Below are 16,278 nucleotides of genomic sequence, written 5' to 3'. Positions count from 1 at the left end.
TTTGATAATAGAGAAGATCGTTTGATAGTGGCAAATCACCAGCAAATGTTGACTAGACAATTGCTGGTGATTCAACCTGTTGTTAATAAGTGCAGATAAATCAAGAAGTACTAATAGGGGCTAGTAACCCAAATTCATCTGATTAAATAACAACGTACTAATGCTTGTTGGTCGAAATTTTCACCACCAACGAGTATTAATTCTTTTTCGCAGCTAACGGATGCACCATAAGCTGCGCCTTCTGGCAACCGCGCCACTATTTTCCATGACTCACCATCTAAACACCACACTGCATCGCTGTAGTGCTTTGTTAAACCTTGGTGCGTATACCACTGTCCATTTCTTAGATTGTATTGACTGCCCACAAAATAGGCACCTCCGATCGCAAAACAGTGACCATTCAATTCACCAGAATAGGCACCAGCTAACCCTTCATGCTCTTCTTTATTTGAATGAATCGATGCAAGAACTGATGATTCAAAACGATAGGTTTCATCAAACGTAAACTGTTTCACTTCCGTACTTCTCAATCCCGGTTTGATCTCTCCATCGATCAAGGTAACTTTGTTGCCTTTCGAGATTAAGGCGGCACCACAGTTCGCCGTAAATGGATTTTCCTGTATCAACTCCCATCGATTTTGATGGGTGTCATACCGAATAATATCTTTATTCCAACCGTACTTTTCAGGCTCTTGAGACATAAATTCTGTCAGTAGAACTTGTCGCTGCTGTGGGTTTTTGTCTGTATCTATATTTGCCATCTTCTGACAGAAATTGTCAAAGGTTTGCTTGTTGTATCCACCAAAAAACACGAACTGTCCTTTTGATATTTCACAACCGCTGCCACCTAACAGACCGACCGGTGTCTCCGTCGCTACCTTGTGCCATTTTTTGTCTAAAAAATCGAATCGATACACATCAACAAGCACTTGTGCATGTTGAGAACCCTCAGGGGTTCCAGCCCCTGAGAATACCCAAACACCTTTTTCGTCTGTAATGTATACCGCGTCATTCCTTTCCACACCCGGAAAGTCATTAGCGCGTTGCCAACCTGAAGATAGGTCGTCCAAATTGAGGCAAAAGAAACGCGTTCCTGCGCTACCCAATCCAGCATAGAGCGTCTTACCATCTCTTGTTGCGACGCCGTTTTTTACCCCTTCAGGTAAATCTGGCAAACTTTCAAAAACTACAGACATTTATTACTCCAAACGTTAATCTTGTATGGTGACATCTTTACCGTTCCAGCTTAGCAAGTACGCGGTCTTACTGGCTTTACGCGCACCGTCTTCACCGCCGACGATAAGTACCCCGTCGTTCGTTGTAAAAGAAGCACCATATGCGAGCCCTTCAGGTAGGTTATTAACTTGGGCCCATAAGCCATCTTTTAATACATACATTTCTGGGTTAAATGCTTTACCAAAGCCGTTATGTGCGAACATTTTCCCGCTTTCAAACGCCCCTTTTGCCCCGTGGAAATTTGCGCCTCCAGCAACGATTAGTGCTCCATTACTTTCGCCAGCGAATGCGCCCGCGACACCTTCTTGAACAGGAGAACCGGATGGTGCAGGAAGAGAATGTAGGCTCTGCCACGGTTGTGGTTGCCCATACTGATACTGTTTAACCTCGGCCGTTCTTAAGCCTGGCTTTATCTCACCACTGATTATTGTCGCCTGTTTGCCGTCCGTAATTAGTGCTGAACCGCAGTTTGGTAGATAAGGCGACAACCCTAAATCAACCCACTTACCCGTTTCAGGTTTAAACGTTAAAACAGAGCGGTTCCATTTGTAACCAGATGGCTTCATGCCCATATAATCATCGACAATTTTCTGCCATTTTTCAGGCTCTTTATTCTTATCCGTCGTCAGGACATCAGACAGGTATTGGTCGAAATAACCTTTGTTATAGCCACCAAAAAAGACAATGCTTTTGCCGTCTGGAGAATACGATGAGGCACCCAATAGCCCAACTGGAGAGGCACTGTTCACTTGCGCCCACGCGTCTGATTTGACGTTGTAACGATAAATTGTGTCAAACAAAACTGGCGCGGCATCCGACTCTTGTATTTTACCCGACCCACCAAAGATATAGATTTCGTTATCAATAACAGAAGCCGTGGCCCCACTTCGTGCAGGACCATCAAAGTTAGCCTTTTTCTGCCAACCTTTATCAACACTGTTAAGGTCCAACATGTAAAATTCTTTACCTGCGGAACCTAAACCAACAAACAACCTGTCACCTATCTGAGCGCTCACTCCACTTTTTAAGCCTACAGGTAAGTCGGGCCATTGATTGGCCGCTAAAGCTGACGCACTAACCAACAATGATGTAATCATTAACGATGTTTTAGCACAAAAATTTAATCTATTTTTCATTACTCTAATGTCCTTATTTAAACCTATTGTTTCTTTATGATTCGTTTTTTTGGTTCGTGCACATTATCGATCTATGAAAAAATATTTCTTTGATCAATGTAACAATAAAAAATATTTTTATCTTAAATGCTAAAAAAACCCATCGAATGATGAGTTTTTACAATACCGTCAGGCAACTAACTCATTAAAGGCATGACAACTTCTGCGGTTTCTCGCACTGATTCAGAGTATTCAGGATAAGTCTCTAGCAGAGAGTTCACCAATACATCAACCAACAACAATGCGCCTACTTTCGAGCCAAATGCACCGCCGGTCAATGGCCCCTCAGGACGAGCAGCCACTAACATTTCAGTAGATATGGCGGATAAGGGGCTATGACTAATATTGGTTAACGTCACCACTGGAACATGGCGCTTGTACGCTTGCTTCGCCGCGTGGATAACTTCTTTCGTTGAACCAGAACTGGATACAGAGATCCACAAGTCACCTTCGCTGCAACGCGCCGCATTCATGGCCGCTAAGTGTGTGTCCTCATACACGGTGACTCTTTTGCCGATTCTAATCAGGCGAAAAGCCAAGTAACGTCCAACAATGCTCGATGCACCTACACCGACACAGCTTATAAATTGAGCATGATGAATCAACTCACATATCCGCTTCATCGATTTTCGGTCAATCAACTTAGCCGTATCTTGTAAGCTTGCGATAGCACTCTGAGCAGACATGTCGCAGATGTCACCGTCACTCGGCTCCGCCGTATCTCGGGCAACCTGACTGACATCAACCGCTAAGGCCATTCGAAAATCAGAATACCCTTTATAGCCTAAATCTCGACAAAGACGCACAACCGTGGCTTCACTGGTTTGGGTATTTCGAGCCAGTTCGGTTATCGTTTGAAACTGTACATCGTACGCATTTTCTAATACATAGTTCGCAACAATTCTTAGTTTCTTACTTAAAGGTTCGATGTTAGAACGCAACCGAACTAATAGATTTTTAGGCGAATTCACAATGGCCTCATAATTGATTTTTTATACATCATTAAAATAACAGAGCACACATACATTGGCACTAACTATGTTGTATTTTGTCTAGCATCTGGGTCATCAGCTGCTTATTAAGATCACTAAGGGGCATAAAGGGCTCTCGACACTCACCATAGTCAATACCCAGTTCTTTCATCGCAAACTTTATACCCTGATAAATACCGACCTTTACCAAACGCTCTGTGATTTCATTCACTTCATGTTGAAGTTGCATCGCGTTTTCAACGTCACCTTTCAACATCGAATTATAGATATCGACATACTGTTTCGACATCAGATTATAGGTGCTTCCTATCCCTCCACTCGCGCCCATCTGTAGGCCATTCACTAACATCGTGTCTTCACCGTGGAATATGACGCATTTCGAATCTCTTGCTCTCAGTCTTTCGATAAAAAACATATCGTTAGTGGTATGTTTTATACCAATAACATTATCCAAAGAAGACAGATCAAATAGTTCTTGATGGCTAAAACTCACGCCTGTGGTTCCAGGAATATTGTATAAAAGAAGAGGAAGCGGCGAAATAGTCGCTATGGTTTTATAATACTGAGCCACTTCTTGCCTAGTGAACGCATAGTAAAACGGCGGTGTCGCCGATATGGCTTGGTACGATTCATTCGCCACGCATTCAATCAATATTCTAACGTCATGCAAAGAAATGGCGCCAACATGGGCAATGAGTGGCACTCGATTATTGACGATACGAGAGACCACTTTCAATACTGCTTGTCGTTCTTCTAGCGACATCATAAAACATTCTGATGAACTTCCACCCACGTAGAATCCATGGACACCCTGTTTAAGGTGGTGCTCTACCATCGCTTCAATCTTATCGAGAGCGAGCTCTCCATGTGTAAGAAATGGCGTCATTAATGGCAGGTATATTCCTTGCATTTTTACCCCGGCGTTTTTAATAAAATAATGTACTTATTAAAGTAGTGGTGCATTTCCTTTGATCTTGTTCGTAATAAAATCATCTTGTTTATTGTAAACATTAGGATGACGTACGTGTTCAATGCTGGTTCCTTTCTGACGATCTCTTCTTGGGAGAACGAATGTGTCAGAACCAGCATTTAAAACCCTGAGTATCTCAGTTCAGGTTTCTATATGTTTTCTACAAAAGGACGTTTACAGAAAATCAATATCACGTAGTTTTGCCAATACATCGGCTTTCTGCACCGCTGTTAGCGATTTAATTGGTGTGCGAGGGTCACCGGCATCGATACCGTGTAATTGCATAGCCACTTTACCTGCAGCAACACCACCGTACTCAACCAATACTCTGATAATGGCAATAACTTTATCCATCAAACGAGCGACTTCATCTTGCTTGCCCGCATTGAAGGCTTCAATCACTTTTAAGTACAATGGCGCCGCGTAGTTGTATGTACTACCAACCGCACCAACCGCACCAACTGCTAGGCCTGCAGGTAAGAACTCATCAACACCAAATGGAATGTCGAATTTACCACCAGCAACACGAACACAGCGTTGATATTCGTATAGATCAGAGTTATTGAATTTAGCCCCAAATAGATTTGGTATACGCTTATCACCTTGAATCAGGAATTGTTCCAGATCGAGATTTACGCCCGACATGCCCGAATGGTAATAATAGAATCCTTTTGACGGTGCCGCTGCGGCAATTTGCGCACAATAATCGACGAGATCTTCAACACTTCCCGGCTTAAAGAAACACGGACCAATTGCTGACGTCGCAAAAATATCGAGTGTTTCAGCATGGCGAGTTAGGTCTAATGAATCAACAATACTGAGCGCACCCGTATGTAGGATAAGATCGAGCCTACCATCTGCCGCTTTAACCCAACGCTCAGCAACCGCTTTGCGCTCTTCTACAGAACAGTGGATACCTTCGCCGGTTGTACCACAAACGTATGCACCTTTAACGCCCTGTGCAACAAGTAGCTCCGCTATCTGGTCAATGGCTGAGAAATTGACTTTGTTATTGGTATCAAATGGCGTGTGTGGAGCAGCAATTAAGCCTTGTAGTTTTTTCATTCTAATTAATCCTAGATTTTTGAATAGTCAGGGTATATTTACCCTGACTGAATAAGATGCTTTTTTAACTTTAATCGCGTTCGTTTATTGACCGTAGTCCAACAATAGTTCAGGAAGGAATAGCGTAATCTGAGGGAATACCGCCACCAAAAACAACACAACAAACAGTGGTACCAATAACGGTATAACACCACGAGTCAAGACATGGAATGGAATATCACCGACACGAGAAACAACGTACAATGCCATTCCCATAGGCGGGGTTAATATCCCAATCATTAGGTTCAATATTGCCATAACACCGAAGTGAACCGGGTCAATTCCGACCGCTGCCGCAACAGGAACTAAAAATGGAACCAGCAATAATAATAGAGCCAGTGATTCAATAAATGTGCCTAAGAAAAGCAATAACAAGTTGATAAGCAAGAGTAAAATTAACGGGTTATCACTGATGGTCAAGAAGTAATCAGCCATCATTTGAGGAAGCTGTTCACGCGCTACTATCCAACCAAAGACCGTTACGCCCATCACCATAAGCGCAACCACTGCCGTCGTGTTAATCGTCTCTTTTAAAACATCGACAAACATTTTGAGCGTAAGTTGTTTGTAAACCACAACACCTAAGAATAACGCGTATAAAGAGGAAACGACGGCCGCTTCTGTTGGTGTGAATTTACCGGAAAAGATGCCACCAATGATAATGATCGGTGTCAAAAGTGAAAGAAACGCTTCTTTAAAAGAGATAAAACGTTCACGACAACTGGCTTTGGGCAGTGTCATATAACCGCGCTTTTTACAGATGACATAACTCATCACCATCAACGCAGCCGCGCATAACAGCCCAGGAACCGCACCCGCTAAAAACAGTGCACCTATGGAGGTATTAGACACCACCCCATAGATAACCAATGGAATTGACGGGGGAACGAGAGGCCCAATAATACAAGATGCCGCCGTTAAGCCACCGGCAAAGTCATCATCATATTTTGCGTCTCGCATTGATTTGATTTCAAGCTGGCCTAAACCTCCGGCATCAGCGAGTGCTGACCCTGACATACCTGAAAACAACAAACTTGCCATGATATTTACGTGCCCCAAGCTTCCTGTCACATGTCCAACGAGGGATTTAGCAAAGTTAAAAATACGCTCTGTTATACCCGCACTATTCATTAAATGTCCGGTAAGAACAAAAAATGGTACTGAGAGTAGTGTGAAGTTGTTGATACCACCAAGCATCTGCTGAGCGGCAAAGTTGATGCCTGTGCTGTTGGTTAATACCAAAAAAGCAATCGCAACGAACATCAATGAAAATCCTACTGGCATCCCTGCAAAGAGAAGAGCCAGCCAGCCAAAAATAGAACCTGCCATGATTGATTACCTCTCCGTTATCTGTGAGTCTTTGGATGCTGATACGCCACAATTTTTAATTGAACGTGCGATATCAGATAGGTTCTGCAATTGACGCACAACCATAAATAGTCCCCCGATTGGAAGACTGTAGTTCATCCATTTCGATGAGATACCTAACGTGATCAGTTCAAAAAAAGCAGTGCGTTGAACATGCTGATAACCAAGAACAATAATGACGATTATCGAGGCTAATACGGCCAACTCTAGGCTCATTATCAACCACAGTTTGATCTTTTCAGGCAGCTTGTCTGAAAAGTAAGTTATTTTGACATGCGAACTGTGTTTGATAGCAGTCGCGCAGCCTATTAACGACATATACATAAAAAGGACGCGAGCGAGTTCTTCACTCCAAAGCGAAGGATCATTCAGTAGCCACCGAGTAACTATCTGCCATGTCAATAAACACAACAAGATAATCATTAAAGGTACCGTTATAATCTCTTCAATATTTTTAAAAATCTTACCTAACATTTTAATGCTCCAGAGCTGCCGATATTCGACAGCTCAGTTTCAACAACTCAATAAGTTATGTATGTAACGGGGGGTTACATATTAGCAACTTTATCAATAACTGGCTGACCAATTTCTTCATCAAACTCTTTGTATAAAGGCTTCATTGCTTCACGGAACGGAGTTAGGTCTGGGTAAGAAACGGTAACACCCTGAGACTCAAAGAAAGCGACTAAGCTTGCTTCTTGATCTTGAACTGTTTTCGTATGTGCTGCGCCTGCTTTTTCTACCGCTTTGGTCACAAATCCTCGTTGTTCTTCTGAAAGCTTATTCCACGTTACGTCAGACATAATAACCATTTGGTCATTAACGACGTGATTAGTCATCGCCAAGTTCGCCTGAACTTCATAGAACTTCATTGCTTTAATCGTTGGTAATGGGTTTTCCTGACCGTCAACCGCGTTGGTTTGCAACGCTAAATAGACTTCAGAGAACGCCATAGGTGTTGGAGAAGCACCCGAGTATTTTGCATAGCTCAATAGAGATTTTGCATTTGGTACGCGTAATTTCAGACCCTTGAAGTCTTCAATTTTATTAAGAGGGCGATTAGAGGTTGTTTGACGAGTACCGTTGTACCATGTATCAAGAGCACGCCATTGGAATTTGTCTAGCATCTCTTTACGTATATCCAAGCCCCAAGGACTATTAAATACGCGGCGAATATGGTCATAATCTTTTATAACATAAGGTTGCATGACGGCTGCAGCTTGTGGAAGCCACAAACCAACACGGCCAAATTCAGCGTAAGTAAAGTCAAGGTCACCCATTGTTACTTGTTGCATCATTGCACGGTCATCACCCAGTTGAGCACTAGGATAAATTGCTAATTCAATTTCTCCACCGCTAAGCTCTTTTAGTGTGTCGGCCAATACAACGGCTGAGTTATATTCAACCGAACCAACAGACGGTTGCATACCCATCTTTAGTTTCATCGCGGCGTTAGCAGAAGCAGCACAACCTAGTGCTAATAGTGCTATTGATATCTTGTTCATGGTTTTCATATGGTTCCCTTTTGTTCCTTTCACAATGTAAGTTTAACGTCTCTCAAACTTTTTGAAAAAATATTTTATTTTGTTTGAAAAAAATCTTCGTTATGGATTATCATGTCGATGAAGAATTTTTTCAATTATAGAATATGGGAAATGTGATCACGGGCAATATTTCATCAAATGAATGTATTTGCTCGGTTAGTAGGCTATGTATCGCCACGATTTTTGTCACATATTTCCTTATAAAAATAATATATTATGAGGCAGCAATGAAAAATAAAAACTTAAAAATCAATGAATTAAAGAAGATTCTGCATAAACAAACTATTGTCTCTATACAACCCGTACCTGGCAGCCCACTCGAGAAAACCGAGTTCATCGTCGCCATGGCCATTGCGGCAGAGCAAGCTGGAGCAAAAGGACTAAGAATAGAAGGGGCAGAGAACGTAACGGCTGTCGCTAAGGCGGTTAATATCCCAATTATTGCTATTGTTAAGCGAGATTTGGACGATAGCCCAGTGCGTATCACTCCATTTGTAACCGATGTTGATGCTTTGGCAAATGCCGGAGCGACGATTATTGCTTTTGATGCCACGGACAGAAAAAGACCAGAATCAAGAGAACATATTGCCACCGCGATCAAAAACTCCGGATGCTTCGCGATGGCAGACAGTTCTTGCTTTGAGGATGGGGTTTGGGCACACAACCACGGTGTGGATATCATCGGTTCGACATTGTCAGGCTATTGCGGTGACACTGAACCGACCGAACCCGATCTTCAGCTCGTTAGGCAATTTTCTCAGGCAGGGTTCTTCACTATGGCCGAAGGTCGTTATAATACGCCTGAGCTTGCCGCTAAGGCGATCGAAAATGGCGCGGTTGCCGTTACTGTTGGTTCCGCAATAACACGATTAGAAATAGTGACTGATTGGTTTAACTCGGCGACACAATCAGCAGAGGTACGTTAAAATGAATACGCTAGCTATCGACATTGGTGGAACCAAAATCGCTCTTGGTTTAGTAACGGGAGGAGAACTGAAGGAACGCAGGCAAATCCCGACACCTAAAGTCCGTTCTGCTGAACAGTTCGCTAAAGCCATTGTAGATGAATGCCATCATTGGCTATCAAGAGTTGACCGCATCGGCGTATCCACAACTGGCTTAGTAACATCAGAGGGTATCACGGCCATTAATCCTGATACGCTCTCTTTTCCAACACCCTTCCCTTTGCATCATGCATTAACCGCGCTCACTGTCCTCCCTGTCACCATGCTAAATGATGCACAAGCCGCAGCGTGGTTTGAGTTTTTGCAGCTCAATGACAGCGTTCAGAATATGGCTTACATCACCGTATCTACCGGTGTTGGTGGTGGACTGGTATTGAATCGGCAGCTTCACAAGGGAGCGAACAATTTTGCCGGGCATATCGGCCATATGGTGATTGACCAAAATGGTCATGAATGTGGTTGCGGTCAAAAGGGATGCGTTGAAGCTATTGCTTCCGGAACGGCAATAAATAAGGTAGCGAAAAACGTCATTTCACCTGACATAACCAACATTGAGCTATTCTCTATGGCCAGTAATAATGCTCAGGCTAAATCCATCATTCAATCGAGTGCAAAGGCGATAGCGACACTTTGTTGCAATCTAAAAGCCAGCTTAGATCTGGATATCATCGTTCTAGGGGGTGGAGTTGGCTTAGCAGAAGGTTACCTATCCCGAGTACAAATTGAAATAGGTAATCGTCCTGCGCCATTTCGTGTGGGCGTTGTCGCGGCAAGCGGAAGTCACGATGCTTGCCTATTAGGTGCCGCACATCAATTCACGGAGTGATCGAGCAATGACAACACAAGCCATTGTCGCTAAACGTATTTTTGACGGTACTCACTTTCACTTGAATTCAGCACTGATTTGGGATGAGAATCAAGTTGTCGCGATTATCCCTACGGAGCAATTGGCGGTAGGGATCCGTATCCATCACTTCCCAGATGGCACTGTCACACCGGGTTTCATTGATCTGCAAGTCAATGGTGGCGGGGGCGTTATGTTTAATCAACAAACGGACATTCATGGGGTTAAAACCATATGCGATGCCCATCGACGCCACGGAACCGCTTATCTGCTACCCACCTTAGTAAGCGATACACCAGAAAAAATGAATGAAGCACTTTGTGTCATCCAGCAAGCGATTTCTGAACAAGTGCCCGGTGTCTTAGGGATACATCTTGAAGGTCCATGGCTCAATCCGGTGAAACGTGGGGCGCATTTTGAGAAGTTCATCTATGCACCTGAGATAACCGAACTGGAAAAAATGCCTTGGCTTACCAATGGCAAAGTGCTGGTTACGCTGGCACCTGAATGTGTGAAAACCGAGTCCATAGAGTGGCTAAAGGCGTGTGGCATCACCGTATCATGCGGACACAGCAACGCCACCGCTCATCAACTTTCGGACTCCATTCAATACCTATCCGGTTTTACCCACCTATTTAATGCTATGTCACCACTCACCGGAAGAGAACAAGGTGTTGTAGGCATCGCTCTTGCTCAAGACAGCCATTGGTGCTCGATTATTGCTGACGGTGTGCATGTGGCTAGCAACAACGTCCTGCTTTCACATAAGATCAAACCAGATGGAAAACTCGTTGCTGTAACGGATGCAATGGCAACACTCGGTGATGACCGTGGCTATTTTGTTCTCGGAGAGGAAACCATCTACGTTGACGGAAATAAATTGGTTAACGGCGAAGGTAATTTAGTTGGTGCACACATTGGGTTGGATGAATCACTCGCGAATCTAATTCGTTGGGGAATTGAGGAAGTAGAAGCCATCAAAATGGTATCGACTTACCCTGCTCACGCAATTGGTATAAACGATTCTCTTGGTTATCTCAAACCACACTTCATCGCATCAGCAACGATATTCAATGAGCATTATCAAACTCAGTCTGTATTAGTTGACGGCCAACTGTTCGAACAATAACCCTTCGGTGAGTCCATAGATCATGGTGAATACACCTCTAGCGTCGGTTTTATCTAATAAGAAAGATAGCAATATGCTGTTGTTTTTTTCTTATATTTTCCTAACCGGGGTCGGTTTTCCGTTGCTGCGATATGTCAGCCTGAACTTCGATATCATCAACAATAATGCCGTCCGATTTCTTTCTGGTGGCTGCCTATTTTTAATACTGGTTTTGGTGCAATATCGACATGAAGTAAAGACTCTATTTTCCTCACGACTGATCATTTTTCAGTTGCTACTCGTTGCCCTACTCATGACCGGAAATATGTATTTTTTCATGAATGCAATGCAACTTACTAGCGCCTTAACTGGGAGCATATTTTGTATTTTAGGGTTGCCTGTTACCACAACTCTTGCTGCGTTTTTCTATATTGATGAGAGAAAAAAAGCCAAGCAATCTAGGTTCATCTTAAGCAGCTTGCTTGCCATTATTGGTTCAGCGATTTTTGTCGGAACAACGGAACAGATAGCATTAGGCAATAACTTTACCCTTGGTGCTTTCTATTGGATCATCACGATAACCATCGCGGCCGTGCAAAATATTCTGGTTAAACAAATAGCACAAAAAATCCACACCCTTGTCATTAGCACCGTGACGGCACTAATTACCGGGGCCTTATTTTTGGGGTACGCCATTATATCGGACAAAATAGACAGCTTTTTTGCCAAACCGGATTATCTAATTTTACTATTAGTCGTTGCCGGTATGTATGGCTTGGCAACGGGAATGTATATGGCATTTCATATCATTCAAAAGAAAGGGGTCATTACTTTTAATATTTTGCAAATGATGGTGCCTGTCTCTACCGCAATCGTCGCCTATATCACGCTAGGAGAAACCGTCTCTTATTTGCAGCTCATTGGCGCGGCCGTGGTTATATTGGGTTGTTACGGGGCGTTGACAACGAAAATGACCCCTACCTAGGTTTAGACATCATCTAAAGCAAGAATAAAAAATGGCCACCATATTGGTGACCATCTTAAAAACACAGTGCTTACGCTAACGTCGCTTTAAACTGCTCCATCAAATCGGTCTGTTCACTGGTTAAGTTCGTTGGTGTCACCACCTTGATTTTGACCAGAAGGTCACCCGTTTCACCCTTACGGCTCGTCACACCCTTACCGGTAACTTTAAACTTTCTGCCATTTTGCGTACCGGCCAGAATCTTAAGCTTAAATCGATTGTCTAAAGCCTGAACCTCTAGTTCACCACCTAATGTGGCGGTCGCTATGTTTATTTCGGAATGACAGATTAAATCATTTTCGTCGCGCTCTAAATAAGGATGAGAACGAATCAATACCTTGATAAACATGTTACCCGCAGGGCCACCATTGATACCAGGACCGCCTTTACCAGAAAATCGTATCTTTTCTTCCTCTTTAATCCCTTTAGGAATTTTGACATTGATTTTCTTTTGCTCTCCATTAACAGGTAACTCAACGACTTTTTCAGCGCCCTGAATAGCTTCTACAAAATCAACAGTCACAGAGAATTCAACATCCTGCCCTTTTTGAGGTCGTGGCTGACGGCCTCTTGCTTGCGAAAAAACATCATCGAATCCACCACCGCCAAACCCTTGTCTACGTTGACCGAACGCATCACCAAAGATGTCTTCAAAGCCCCCGCCACCAAAACCTTGAGAACGACTCTGACCGCCGCCAAATCCATTATTTTCGAAACCAGCATGACCATACTGATCATATTTACGACGCTTACTTGAATCGGTCAGCATTTCGTATGCTTCTTTCACTTCTTTGAAGCTCGCTTCGGCTGTCGCATCTCCCGGATTTTTATCCGGATGGTATTTCATCGCGAGCTTTTTATAAGCTTTCTTAATGTCTTTTTCAGAGGCATCTTTTGAGACATCGAGCACGCTGTAATAATCGCGTTTAGACATGGTTTACCTCAATAATAAAAATATGAAATGGTCTCAGCCTTTCAGCCTAATTTTCAGAAGGTAGAAGTGTATGGCTTGGGGGCTACTCTGTCTATTTTAATATGTTAACCTATGGCCCTATTTTATAAATTGGCACGTTTTCAGGATTCCCATGACCAACTCCTCCGCTAAATCAGTCATCGTACTCGACTTCGAAACCACTGGCTTATCTCCAAATATGGGCGATCGCGCGATAGAAATCGGGGCAGTAAAACTTATCGATGGTGTGGTTCAAGATACCTTTCAGCAGCTGATGAACCCCGGATTTAGAGTCAGTGGATTTATAGCTAATTACACCGGGATCTCGAATGCAATGCTAAGCAACGCCCGCTCATGCGAAGAGGTGATGGCCGAATTTGCCGAATTTATTGGAGACGACAATCTGGTTGCCCATAATGCGTCATTTGATAAACGTTTTCTTGATGCTGAGTTACAACGGGTAGGCGCTCATTACTCTGGTCAATTTGCCTGCTCTATGTTGATAGCAAGACGTTTGATTCAAGATTCACCAACCCACAAACTAGGTGACTTAATAAGACACAAACAGATTGAACACGACGGCGTCTTTCACCGAGCCTTAGCCGATTCAGAAATGACGGCCAAATTATGGATGGTGATGGTCGAAGAATTAGAACAACAAAGCCGCATTAACCCAAGCTTTGGGCTGATGCAAAAAATCAGTAAAACCAGCAAGAATGCGGTAGACGCATTGCTACGTCATTACTAACATTTGAAACTATCTAAATCCGGCTATAAAAAGCCGCCATTTATTTCACCACATACTCATAGGGTGTGGTGGTGGTAATAAATGTAAACCCATACTTTTCAACTATCGGCCTGCTCATCTCCGACGCATCAATGACTAAGTATTTTACTCCGCGTTTTTTAGCGTCGTTAATTCTTTTATGCAATAAAGCACTATAGTGACCTCGCGATCTATACGCTTCCAACGTCGAGCCCCCCCAAATACCAGCAAAAGGACTATCGATTCCATATTCTATTCTTGCTGACGAGACCGCTAAGTCATCTTCATAGATCACATAAATCGATGTGTTTTGTGGAGCACTTTTTTTACAAGCAATAAGATGCGCTTCTTGGCCACTCTGGTCGCCACCCCAAACTGTTTCTGAAACAGAGATATAATCCCTGATGCCCGCGGCGTCCGTTACCTCAACACAGGTTGCCAACACTGGTAAATAGCCTTCAACGCTACTCAAGTCCAATAACATAAACGACTCTGCATCCCCTTCTTTAAAGCCATATTGTACAAGTCTTTTCTTCATCTCTATTGGCGTATCGGTATCGTATACCTTCCACTCAAAATTCTTGTTACACGATTTGAAAAACTCGATTTCGGTTTCTATCGCCCTATCAAGTTGATCTATATTAAGTTGGTAATAAGAGACAAAGCTGCCCCACTCTTCACTTGCAACAAATCGAATAATATTATCAACCTGCATCTTGGAATAACCCGGAACATCTAGTCCAATTCTCTCGTACTGAGCATACTCATCCATTATTTTTTGGATGTTCATATTTTGTCCTTAATTGTTTTGTTCCTGCCAGCGTAAGATAGCAGTTCTCCCCAAATCCAGCCCTAATTCATAGCCTTTTATCAGTGGTTCAGGTTCCCGTGTCAATCGCTTAAGTTTAAACGATTCAGGTGGGCATATTTCTATAATATCCACCCCTAATGGCGGATGTCGAATCAGTTCTAGTGACTCATTATACTGCTGTGCTCGTTGCAACATGGGTTGAATTAAGCCCGGCGATTTTCTCAAGGCTCGTTTATAAAACGAGGGCATTTTGGGAGGCGATTTTTTATAAGAATAGGGCCGACTGCGTAATACCATGATTTTTTTTGCACCACGACGTATCGCCTCTGCAACAGGAATAGAATCGGACGCACCGCCATCGACATAACACTGCCCATTTAACGCAATGTCCTGCTTATACATAATCGGTAATGCGCTACTCGCTTTCATTGTCTCTATTAGCGTCGATGACCGAGCGAGGTGGTATTCAGGTTGACCAGTGCTTTTGTTCGTAAGGCCTAAGAAAAATGGACGTCCGTCTTTCTCTATTGCCTCTAGGTCCATACCAAGATCCTGCATGGTGGCTTTCCACAACCAATCAATATCGAGTAAATCACCACCTTGAATAAAATTAACGGGAGTGAAAAACTCTTTTCGACAACTGTAATCGGCATAAATTTTTAGATTTCGACCTGGCATATTGGCCAAATAGGCGGCGACATTTGATGCGCCAGCCGACACGCCCCAAAAGCTATCAAATGGCGAAAAATTAACCGATAAGAAATGATCGAGCACACCACAAGAGAATACCCCACGCATTGCGCCACCCTCCACAATCAACGCACTATTACCAATAGCCTCCATTCAATAATCCTCTCTTTTTATTAATAACAGCCCAAACACCATGTGATTATATTTCATATTTATCAATTAATACAATAGGTTATAATTTAGTCGATTCGGCTTTCATTAATAAATGATAAAAAATATTAACGTGCTAATTTGACAATACTCATATTAGCACTACAATTTAGTTGTGTGTCACAGCTGTTGAAACTAACAGTCAATCTAGAAAAGTTCCAAATAGTAATACAATTGGTAAATAGAAAAAGTAACAGCAACGCTGCTGAGTTAGCAGTCATTAGTAAAGTTCCAAATAAGGTTACACTTGGTAAATTAGAAATATGTAACACGCATGCTAAATTAGCATTTTTTTAACTTGGTACAATCGTAAATTGATTTAGTAATATCGTAAATTAAGTATATTTTGTGAAAAGTAATAGAAACAAAGTAACACGTACAAGTAATAGAAAATTGTTAAAAATCATTCTACAAATGCTACAAATGACACACGCTTACTGCCGAATGGGTAATGAGTATTGAGTAATAGGTAGTAATTTACAAAAAAACAGCAACCCTAGGGTTGCTGTTTTTCTTTCT

The 16,278-nt window shown here is 42.7% G+C and carries 16 protein-coding genes; 5 read left to right on the top strand and 11 right to left on the bottom strand.

Annotated elements, in window-relative coordinates; translation table 11 throughout:
• Positions 1 to 134: 134 nt before the first annotated feature.
• The 8 genes from IUZ65_RS21875 to IUZ65_RS21840 all read right to left on the bottom strand — a co-directional run bounded on the left by IUZ65_RS21875 (position 135) and on the right by IUZ65_RS21840 (position 8,359).
• Positions 135 to 1,196, bottom strand: a complete 1,062-nt coding sequence (locus IUZ65_RS21875; protein ID WP_195706121.1) for a YjhT family mutarotase — start codon at positions 1,194 to 1,196, stop codon at positions 135 to 137.
• A gap of 15 nt (positions 1,197 to 1,211) precedes the next feature.
• Positions 1,212 to 2,372 carry an N-acetylneuraminate epimerase gene (locus tag IUZ65_RS21870; RefSeq protein WP_195706120.1) on the bottom strand — a complete coding sequence of 387 codons (1,161 nt, stop codon included), beginning with the start codon at positions 2,370 to 2,372 and terminating at the stop codon, positions 1,212 to 1,214.
• Between the two features lie 176 nt (positions 2,373 to 2,548).
• Positions 2,549 to 3,382, bottom strand: coding sequence for a MurR/RpiR family transcriptional regulator (locus IUZ65_RS21865; protein ID WP_195706119.1), 834 nt, complete (start codon positions 3,380 to 3,382; stop codon positions 2,549 to 2,551).
• 61 nt (positions 3,383 to 3,443) lie between these two features.
• Positions 3,444 to 4,313 (bottom strand): N-acetylneuraminate lyase, encoded by an 870-nt coding sequence (locus IUZ65_RS21860; RefSeq protein WP_195706118.1) that lies wholly within the window; start codon positions 4,311 to 4,313, stop codon positions 3,444 to 3,446.
• A 234-nt stretch (positions 4,314 to 4,547) separates the two neighbouring features.
• Positions 4,548 to 5,438 (bottom strand): dihydrodipicolinate synthase family protein, encoded by an 891-nt coding sequence (locus IUZ65_RS21855; RefSeq protein ID WP_195706117.1) that lies wholly within the window; start codon positions 5,436 to 5,438, stop codon positions 4,548 to 4,550.
• Between the two features lie 84 nt (positions 5,439 to 5,522).
• The gene (locus tag IUZ65_RS21850) at positions 5,523 to 6,806 is read right to left on the bottom strand and encodes a TRAP transporter large permease (RefSeq protein ID WP_195706116.1); all 1,284 of its coding nucleotides are present in this window, start codon (positions 6,804 to 6,806) and stop codon (positions 5,523 to 5,525) included.
• 6 nt (positions 6,807 to 6,812) lie between these two features.
• Positions 6,813 to 7,319 carry a TRAP transporter small permease gene (locus IUZ65_RS21845; RefSeq protein WP_195706115.1) on the bottom strand — a complete coding sequence of 169 codons (507 nt, stop codon included), beginning with the start codon at positions 7,317 to 7,319 and terminating at the stop codon, positions 6,813 to 6,815.
• Positions 7,320 to 7,393: 74 nt separating this feature from the next.
• Positions 7,394 to 8,359, bottom strand: coding sequence for a sialic acid TRAP transporter substrate-binding protein SiaP (locus IUZ65_RS21840; RefSeq protein ID WP_195706114.1), 966 nt, complete (start codon positions 8,357 to 8,359; stop codon positions 7,394 to 7,396).
• A 257-nt stretch (positions 8,360 to 8,616) separates the two neighbouring features.
• On the opposite strand from IUZ65_RS21840, the gene IUZ65_RS21835 reads away from it, so the two are divergent.
• From IUZ65_RS21835 to IUZ65_RS21820, 4 genes are all read left to right on the top strand, one after another.
• Positions 8,617 to 9,315 (top strand): N-acetylmannosamine-6-phosphate 2-epimerase, encoded by a 699-nt coding sequence (locus IUZ65_RS21835; RefSeq protein ID WP_195706113.1) that lies wholly within the window; start codon positions 8,617 to 8,619, stop codon positions 9,313 to 9,315.
• Between the two features lies 1 nt (position 9,316).
• Positions 9,317 to 10,180, top strand: a complete 864-nt coding sequence (locus IUZ65_RS21830) for an N-acetylmannosamine kinase (protein WP_195706112.1) — start codon at positions 9,317 to 9,319, stop codon at positions 10,178 to 10,180.
• Positions 10,181 to 10,187: 7 nt separating this feature from the next.
• On the top strand, positions 10,188 to 11,327 hold the full coding sequence (gene nagA / locus IUZ65_RS21825) for an N-acetylglucosamine-6-phosphate deacetylase (RefSeq protein WP_195706111.1): 1,140 nt from the start codon (positions 10,188 to 10,190) through the stop codon (positions 11,325 to 11,327).
• A 73-nt stretch (positions 11,328 to 11,400) separates the two neighbouring features.
• Positions 11,401 to 12,291, top strand: coding sequence for a DMT family transporter (locus tag IUZ65_RS21820; RefSeq protein WP_229638278.1), 891 nt, complete (start codon positions 11,401 to 11,403; stop codon positions 12,289 to 12,291).
• A 70-nt stretch (positions 12,292 to 12,361) separates the two neighbouring features.
• Here the strand turns inward: IUZ65_RS21820 and IUZ65_RS21815 are convergent, their stop codons facing one another.
• Complete coding sequence (locus IUZ65_RS21815) at positions 12,362 to 13,264, bottom strand: DnaJ C-terminal domain-containing protein (RefSeq protein ID WP_195706109.1); 903 nt, start codon at positions 13,262 to 13,264, stop codon at positions 12,362 to 12,364.
• A 151-nt stretch (positions 13,265 to 13,415) separates the two neighbouring features.
• Between IUZ65_RS21815 and IUZ65_RS21810 the strand changes: the two genes are divergently transcribed.
• A complete protein-coding gene (locus IUZ65_RS21810; protein WP_195706108.1) occupies positions 13,416 to 14,030 on the top strand; it encodes a 3'-5' exonuclease in 615 nt (204 codons plus the stop codon).
• 40 nt (positions 14,031 to 14,070) lie between these two features.
• On the opposite strand, the gene IUZ65_RS21805 is transcribed toward IUZ65_RS21810, so the two are convergent.
• Together IUZ65_RS21805 and IUZ65_RS21800 are read right to left on the bottom strand one after the other, a co-directional pair.
• Positions 14,071 to 14,838, bottom strand: coding sequence for a GNAT family N-acetyltransferase (locus tag IUZ65_RS21805; RefSeq protein WP_195706107.1), 768 nt, complete (start codon positions 14,836 to 14,838; stop codon positions 14,071 to 14,073).
• Between the two features lie 9 nt (positions 14,839 to 14,847).
• Positions 14,848 to 15,702 (bottom strand): patatin-like phospholipase family protein, encoded by an 855-nt coding sequence (locus tag IUZ65_RS21800; RefSeq protein ID WP_195706106.1) that lies wholly within the window; start codon positions 15,700 to 15,702, stop codon positions 14,848 to 14,850.
• Between the last annotated feature and the right edge of the window lie 576 nt (positions 15,703 to 16,278).

It is taken from the genome of Vibrio sp. VB16 (genome assembly GCF_015594925.2).
Taxonomy (GTDB): Bacteria; Pseudomonadota; Gammaproteobacteria; order Enterobacterales; family Vibrionaceae; genus Vibrio.
This window is presented reverse-complemented; position numbering and strand designations above follow the sequence as displayed.

What these genes read in the sequence shown, in the direction of transcription:
- IUZ65_RS21820 (WP_229638278.1), top strand. Translation starts at nt 11,401, where the DNA reads ATGCTGTTGTTTTTTTCTTATATTTTCCTAACCGGGGTCGGTTTTCCG.
- IUZ65_RS21875 (WP_195706121.1), bottom strand. Translation starts at nt 1,196, where the DNA reads ATGTCTGTAGTTTTTGAAAGTTTGCCAGATTTACCTGAAGGGGTAAAA.
- nagA (WP_195706111.1), top strand. Translation starts at nt 10,188, where the DNA reads ATGACAACACAAGCCATTGTCGCTAAACGTATTTTTGACGGTACTCAC.
- IUZ65_RS21850 (WP_195706116.1), bottom strand. Translation starts at nt 6,806, where the DNA reads ATGGCAGGTTCTATTTTTGGCTGGCTGGCTCTTCTCTTTGCAGGGATG.
- IUZ65_RS21800 (WP_195706106.1), bottom strand. Translation starts at nt 15,702, where the DNA reads ATGGAGGCTATTGGTAATAGTGCGTTGATTGTGGAGGGTGGCGCAATG.
- IUZ65_RS21845 (WP_195706115.1), bottom strand. Translation starts at nt 7,319, where the DNA reads ATGTTAGGTAAGATTTTTAAAAATATTGAAGAGATTATAACGGTACCT.
- IUZ65_RS21870 (WP_195706120.1), bottom strand. Translation starts at nt 2,372, where the DNA reads ATGAAAAATAGATTAAATTTTTGTGCTAAAACATCGTTAATGATTACA.
- IUZ65_RS21840 (WP_195706114.1), bottom strand. Translation starts at nt 8,359, where the DNA reads ATGAAAACCATGAACAAGATATCAATAGCACTATTAGCACTAGGTTGT.
- IUZ65_RS21815 (WP_195706109.1), bottom strand. Translation starts at nt 13,264, where the DNA reads ATGTCTAAACGCGATTATTACAGCGTGCTCGATGTCTCAAAAGATGCC.
- IUZ65_RS21805 (WP_195706107.1), bottom strand. Translation starts at nt 14,838, where the DNA reads ATGAACATCCAAAAAATAATGGATGAGTATGCTCAGTACGAGAGAATT.
- IUZ65_RS21835 (WP_195706113.1), top strand. Translation starts at nt 8,617, where the DNA reads ATGAAAAATAAAAACTTAAAAATCAATGAATTAAAGAAGATTCTGCAT.
- IUZ65_RS21860 (WP_195706118.1), bottom strand. Translation starts at nt 4,313, where the DNA reads ATGCAAGGAATATACCTGCCATTAATGACGCCATTTCTTACACATGGA.
- IUZ65_RS21810 (WP_195706108.1), top strand. Translation starts at nt 13,416, where the DNA reads ATGACCAACTCCTCCGCTAAATCAGTCATCGTACTCGACTTCGAAACC.
- IUZ65_RS21830 (WP_195706112.1), top strand. Translation starts at nt 9,317, where the DNA reads ATGAATACGCTAGCTATCGACATTGGTGGAACCAAAATCGCTCTTGGT.
- IUZ65_RS21855 (WP_195706117.1), bottom strand. Translation starts at nt 5,438, where the DNA reads ATGAAAAAACTACAAGGCTTAATTGCTGCTCCACACACGCCATTTGAT.